Genomic DNA, 878 nt, shown 5'->3' on the forward strand with positions numbered 1-878 from the left:
CTCGCCGTCGCGCGGGGCGACCGAGTCGTGGATGGCGCCGATCGGCGCGGTGACGTCGTACGGGCTGCCCTCGCCGGCGTCGTGCCGGACGTGGATGATCCGCGACCCGGCGGAGCGGGCGCGGTCGAGCAGCTCGGCCGCCTCCCCGAGGGCCGGCTCGACGTTCTCCAGCCGCATCACGCCCTCGGTGTAGGTGTTCTGCAGGTCGATCATGATGAGTGCGGAGCGGGACAGCGGGGCCGGTTCCGCCGGCAGGCCCATCAGTCCGCGCAGGGTGTGCGTCATCGGTGCTCCTCGGCCGGAGACGACCACGGCCCGGGACGGGTGTCCCGGGCCGTGGTGCGGGTGGTCAGTCCTGCATCGCCCGGTCCTCGTCGCCGGTGAACAGTCGCGAGCGGATCAGGCACCGGACGCCCTCCGGCGCCTCGACCGAGCACCCGCTGCCCCGCCCCTTGCCGCCGTCGCCCGTGAGCTCCCTGTGCTTCCCGTCCTCGTCCTCCTATCCCGACATCCAGACCCCGAACGGCCCCCCGACACCGGCCACCTGCCCGTCTCCCAGTTCGCCGTCCCGGTCGCCGGTCTTGAAGTCCCCGTCCGGGAAGCACATCGGGGCGCTGCCGTCGCAGCACCCAGCGGACTGGTGGAACATCAGCGGACCGTGCAGGTCGGTGAGCGTGACCAGCAGATCGGCGGCGGCCGGCGTCAGCGTCACCCGCTCGGTCGGGGTGACGCCGACGTCCGGCTCACCCAGCAGAAGAAGCCCAGGGCGTTCGGCGAGTAGCTCTGCAGGATGTTCTTCGTCTGCTGGTAGTGGTCCAGCATCATCTTGTGGTTCTCGCGCCCGATGCCGGACTGCTTGTAGCCACCGAAGGCCGCGT

The 878-nt window shown here is 71.5% G+C and carries 3 protein-coding genes; all 3 read right to left on the reverse strand.

Features of this window, described 5'->3' with window-relative positions; translation table 11 throughout:
• Window positions 1–285, reverse strand: a 285-nt coding sequence (locus D8M34_RS18255) for an isochorismatase family protein (RefSeq protein ID WP_126894724.1), incomplete at its 3' end; no start/stop codon positions are given.
• 214 nt (window positions 286–499) lie between these two features.
• Window positions 500–712: a DUF779 domain-containing protein gene (locus D8M34_RS19920; RefSeq protein ID WP_446723746.1), complete on the reverse strand. Its 213-nt coding sequence runs from the start codon at window positions 710–712 to the stop codon at window positions 500–502.
• Window positions 709–878 (reverse strand): aldehyde dehydrogenase family protein (locus tag D8M34_RS18265; protein ID WP_126894725.1); only part of this gene is annotated, 170 nt, incomplete at its 5' end. The genes D8M34_RS19920 and D8M34_RS18265, both read right to left, overlap by 4 nt.

The sequence above is a fragment of the Microbacterium sp. HSID17254 genome (assembly GCF_003989315.1).
Lineage (GTDB): Bacteria > Actinomycetota > Actinomycetes > Actinomycetales > Microbacteriaceae > Microbacterium.